We start from the raw sequence: 4,458 nt of genomic DNA on the forward strand, positions 1-4,458 counted from the left end.
GAATCTGACGCGGAGATATATGTTGCCTCCGTGTGCTTTAAGACCGGGCCGCCGGGTGCTGCCGGAGTTGAGGTCGAACGGTTAGTCCACGATGTCTCGGATCCTCAGTTCCCGGTTTCGGTGGCGCGGGTCAGCGACGCAATGGCGGCATCACAGGGACCGTTACCGGGTGGAGGAGTAATCACCTTCGAACCAGGCGGGCAGTTGGAGGTGAGCTCTGTGTGCGCGTCTGATCTTCCCTCTCTCGTCGTGGCGACCCGGGCGGATCTTGCAGCTGTTGAGGCTCTGCTGGCGGATGCTGGTCTTCGCTTCGGCGCGGTGGCTTTGGACCCTGCTCGGCCGCCGGTGCGGTCATTGGATCATCCACGTTATGCCGCCATGGAGCACCATTTTGATCGTTTCGGCTCTGCGGGACGGGTCATGATGTGTTCCACTGCTGCCCTGCAGATTTCGCTGGAGGCTGGGTTCGACACTCCGGGTTCCAGTGGCGCGGCGCAACGTTGGGCGCGACTGCACAATCTCGTTCCGGTCCTTGCTGCTATGTTCGCAAATTCCCCGTTCCTTCATGGCGTCCCCAGCGGTTGGCAGAGCAACCGGCAGCGTATCTGGTTGGCGATGGATGCTTCCCGGACCGCAATGGTTCCCCGCTCGGTGGACCCGCGCTTGGACTGGGCCCGCTACGCGCTTGATGCGCTACTGCTGTGCATTCCCTCAACAGAGGCTGCCTGGACAGCTCCGCGCGGGTTGACGATGCGGAACTGGTTACGTGGAGAAGGCCCAAGAGCTGCAACGCTCGACGACCTGAAGTACCACCTGACAACTTTGTTCCCACCTGTCCGCCCGCGGGGGTTCATGGAGATCAGGGTGATCGACGCACAGGCAGGCAGCGACTGGGAGTCTGTTACGGCCATGGTGACAGCCCTGATGGATGATGAGCATGCAGCCGACCTGGCCGCAGAGGCCTGCGCCCCGGTGGCATCCCTGTCCAATCCGCTCAGGACAGCTGCCCGTCACGCGTTGACAAATCCCGTGCTCGCTTCGGCGGCCTACGGCTGCGCCGAAGCTGCCCTGATGGCATTGCCCCGTTTAGGGGTTGACGCCGCCACGCGTAACCGCGCAGAAGATTTTGTTGATCGATTTACGGCGCGGGGCCGGTGTCCTGCGGAGGAACGACTGGAGGTGTGGAGAAAGACCGGCAGTTATTTTGGTCCGTCAGAGCATGAGGAGCGTTGTGAAAATGTCCGATAATTTTTTTGAATCCGGTGCCGATCCGGAAAATCTCAAAACTTTCATCGCCGACGCGCTGGAAAGGTCCCGGAACCGAACGCATGCGCTGACTGAGTGCGACGAGGAAGATCTGCTGAAGCAGCACTCGGCGCTGATGTCGCCGCTGGTCTGGGACCTCGCGCATGTCGGCAGCCAGGAGGAACTCTGGCTGGTCCGCGACGTCGGCAAAATGGAGCCGCTGCGGTGCGACATCGACGAGATGTACGACGCTTTCCAGCATGCGCGCAGCGCTCGCACCTCGCTGCCGTTGCTCTCACCGGAGGAGTCCCGCAAGTACCTCGCCCAGGTTCGGACCAAAACCCTCGATGTCCTGGATCGGACTCCCCTGGAAGGCTCGCCATTGGTGGATCGTGGCTTCGCCTTCGGAATGATCATCCAGCACGAGCAGCAGCACGACGAGACGATGTTGGCCACCCACCAGCTCCGGGTCGGCACACCAGTCCTGCATGCCCGGACTTTGGCAGCCGACGTCGTGTCCACCGACCGGTACTCTCTACCAAAGGAAGTGCTGGTCCCCGCAGGGACGTTCATGATGGGGACCTCGGTGGAGCCCTGGGCACTGGACAACGAACGTCCCGCCCATCCGGTCGATCTGCCCGCGTACTGGATCGACACTATTCCGGTAACCAACGGCGCCTACCGATCTTTCATAGACGACGGCGGCTACCGAACCCCCCGCTGGTGGACGGCCCAAGGATGGAAGCACGTCAAAGAAACCGGAATAGTGGCGCCCAAATATTGGGAACGCGACGGTGACCGGTGGGTCAGAACCAGATTCGGCGTCGTTGAACAGGTGCCAGAAGACGAGCCGGTGCAGCACGTGTGCTGGTTCGAAGCGGACGCCTACGCCCGCTGGGCCGGGCGTAGGCTTCCGACCGAACCAGAGTGGGAAAAAGCTGCGCGGTACGACCCCCGGTCCGATTGCTCGAGGCGCTACCCGTGGGGTGATGAAGATCCCAGCCCGCATCACGCGAACCTGGGCGGATCAGCTCTGCGGCCTTCCCCTGCCGGCTCCTATTCGCGCGGCGCATCACCGTTGGGCGTACGCCAGCTCATCGGTGATGTTTGGGAATGGGTCTCCAGCGACTTCCGCCCTTACCCCGGATTCATCGCGTTCCCCTATCAGGAATACAGCGAAGTTTTCTTCGGGTCTGACTACAAGGTGCTACGCGGCGGCTCCTGGGCGGCGGACGCAGCCGCGTGCCGTGGGACATTCCGCAATTGGGATTACCCAATCCGACGGCAAATCTTCGCCGGCTTCCGTACGGCGCGGGATGCCGCACCGGACGAGGTGAATTAGCCGGTGTGCCGTCACTTAGCTTATATCGGGTCCCCGATGCCGCTCGCGGAGTTGCTGCTCGCCCCCGCTCACGGGTTGTTGACGCAATCCTGGGCGCCCAGACATCAGCGATACGGGACCGTGAACGCTGATGGTTTCGGTGTCGGATGGTATGCCTCGGAAGATCCCTTACCCGCCCGTTACCGCCGCGCAATCCCCCTCTGGGCAGACGGGTCCTTCGCTGATGTCGCTCGGGTGACCTCCAGCCGGGCGGTGCTCGCGGCCGTCCGGTCCGCGACACCAGGAATGACGCAGGAGGCATCAGCTGCTGCCCCCTACGCGCACGGGCCCTGGCTTTTCAGCCACAACGGCCGGATAGAGGGTTGGCCGCAGGCAGTGGAAGCTCTGGCCGCATCGCTTCCGCCCGCTCGTCTGCTGGCCCTTGAAGCTCGGGTCGACTCCGCCCTGCTCTGGGCACTTGTCCTGGACCGGCTCGCCACAGGAGACTGCGCCGGGGATGCGCTGGCGCACGTTGTCAACAGCGTCTCTGCCGTCACCGGCGCCCGACTAAATTTTCNAGTCGACTCCGCCCTGCTCTGGGCCCTTGTCCTGGAACGGCTCGCCACAGGAGACTGCGCCGGGGATGCGCTGGCGCACGTGGTCAACAGCGTCTCTGCCGTCACCGGCGCCCGACTAAATTTTCTACTCACGGACGGCACAGTCATAGCGGCCACGGCCGCCGGAGATACCCTCTTTTGGCGAACCGGTCCCGGGAGCGTAGTGGTGGCCAGTGAACCTTTCGATGACAGCCCNGGAGATACCCTCTTTTGGCGAACCGGTCCCGGGAGCGTAGTGGTGGCCAGTGAACCTTTCGATGACAGCCCCGACTGGCATGAGGTGGCGGACAACTCTCTTCTGACCGCCACCGCCGGCTACGTCGACGTCCGTCCAATTCCCACTCTCACGAAGGAACAGGTAGCCCCATGAGCCTCTTTGCCGCCCGCCCCGCCATCATTCACCACCTATCTCCGGACCATCTAGGGCGAAGCCTGCGCGCAGACGTGCGCACAGGACTGAGCGCGTCGCCGAAAACGCTGCCACCCAAGTGGTTCTACGACAAACTCGGCAGCGAACTATTTGAGCGCATCACAGGCCTGCCGGAGTATTACCCCACACGAGCCGAACGTGAAGTGCTAGAACTCCACGCGGCAGAGATAGCGACCGCATGCCCTGCAGAGACGCTGATCGAGCTCGGTTCTGGATCTTCCCGGAAAACCCCCCTGCTGCTCAACGCCCTGAAAGACGAAGGCTCCCTTCGCCGTTACGTTGGCGTAGATATCAGCGATAGTGCACTGCTGGATGCCCAAAACGAATTGGCTCCTGCCTTCCCCGGCCTTGAACTGCAGGCCGTGACAGCGGACTTCGAGACCCAGCTGCACCTGCTACCTCGGGCCGGACGTCGCATGGTCGCGTTACTGGGCAGCACCATCGGTAATTTTGAGCCATCGACCCGAGCCAGTTTTCTTTCTAACGTTCGCGACTTGCTCGGCAAAGACGGTGGTTCACTGCTTCTTGGTACGGATTTGGTGAAATCGCCACACGTCCTCGTTTCGGCTTATGACGACACGGAAGGGATCACCGCTGACTTCAACCGGAACGTGCTGCGCGTTCTCAACACCGAGCTCGGTGCCAATTTCGACGTGATGGCCTTTGAACACATGGCGGTGTGGATGCCCCGAGAGGAATGGATCGAGATGCGGCTGCGCGCCAGCAGGCCAATGATGGTGCACCTGCCAGAGATGGATATGAACATCCAATTCCACGAGGGGGAAGAACTTCGAACGGAAATTTCGGCCAAATTCCGCCTTGACGGCGTGGTCGAAGAGATGGAA

The 4,458-nt window shown here is 62.1% G+C and carries 4 protein-coding genes; all 4 read left to right on the forward strand.

What is annotated here, in order from left to right; all coding sequences use genetic code 11:
* On the forward strand, positions 1–1,248 hold a 1,248-nt coding region (egtA, locus tag CXY83_RS00180; RefSeq protein ID WP_104195434.1), incomplete at its 5' end, for an ergothioneine biosynthesis glutamate--cysteine ligase EgtA.
* Entirely contained in the window at positions 1,238–2,587 is a 1,350-nt protein-coding gene (gene egtB / locus CXY83_RS00185; RefSeq protein WP_104195435.1) for an ergothioneine biosynthesis protein EgtB, read from the forward strand. The genes egtA and egtB, both read left to right, overlap by 11 nt.
* Before the next feature lie 3 nt (positions 2,588–2,590).
* Positions 2,591–3,553 carry an ergothioneine biosynthesis protein EgtC gene (gene egtC, locus CXY83_RS17925; RefSeq protein WP_255408710.1) on the forward strand — a complete coding sequence of 321 codons (963 nt, stop codon included), beginning with the start codon at positions 2,591–2,593 and terminating at the stop codon, positions 3,551–3,553.
* The coding region (gene egtD, locus CXY83_RS00195) for an L-histidine N(alpha)-methyltransferase (RefSeq protein WP_104195436.1) at positions 3,550–4,458 on the forward strand (909 nt) is incomplete at its 3' end. The genes egtC and egtD, both read left to right, overlap by 4 nt.

Origin of the sequence: Cryobacterium sp. M15 (assembly GCF_002929675.1) — a bacterium.
GTDB lineage: Bacteria > Actinomycetota > Actinomycetes > Actinomycetales > Microbacteriaceae > Cryobacterium > Cryobacterium lyxosi.

Excerpts from the sequence above, each read along its gene's own strand:
- egtB (WP_104195435.1), top strand. The coding sequence starts at position 1,238 with ATGTCCGATAATTTTTTTGAATCCGGTGCCGATCCGGAAAATCTCAAA.